The sequence below is a fragment of the Staphylococcus sp. EG-SA-2 genome, from assembly GCF_017152085.1.
In genome coordinates, this window is the sequence record NZ_JACYHC010001241.1 from 1 (window position 1) to 630 (window position 630).

Below are 630 nucleotides of genomic sequence, written 5' to 3' on the forward strand. Positions count from 1 at the left end.
GGATTAAAGCGAATATGACAAAACCAGTTGTAGGCTTTATCGGTGGACAAACAGCACCTCCTGGAAAACGTATGGGACATGCTGGTGCAATCATTTCAGGTGGTAAAGGTACTGCTGAAGAGAAAATAAAAACATTAAATAGTTGTGGTGTGAAAACAGCGGCAACACCTTCAGAAATTGGTTCAACATTAATTGAAGCTGCTAAAGAAGCAGGTATTTATGAATCATTATTAACAGTTAATAAATAAAGTTAAAAGATGATATAAATGGCTATAGCCCATTCCATACTTTATAAAAGTATCGGAAATGGGCTATTTGTCGTGCAATGAATTTTAGTACACTTTTCATATTTTGGAAAGACAAGTTAATTATTTTACCTCCTACAATAGCTTTATAAAACAAAGAAAATTTTAATTAAAATATATAGTGCACTATGTTATAATGTTTATATATTATTGTAAGGAGTGTTCCATCATGAATAAACAACAAAGTAAAGTACGCTATTCAATAGGTATGTTTTTGGCATTGGGTATGTCGAACAAAGCATATGCAGATGAAATTGATAAATCTAAAGATTTTACAAGAGGGTATGAGCAAAATGTATTCGCGAAATCAGAGTTAAATGCTAAT

The 630-nt window shown here is 31.6% G+C and carries 2 pseudogenes; both read left to right on the plus strand.

The annotated features are described in order from the left end of the window. Positions 1-248, plus strand: a pseudogene (locus IDG60_RS20210) (succinate--CoA ligase subunit alpha); the annotation flags it as partial. Positions 249-474: 226 nt separating this feature from the next. Continuing rightward, positions 475-630: pseudogene (locus IDG60_RS20215) on the plus strand (cell wall hydrolase); the annotation flags it as partial.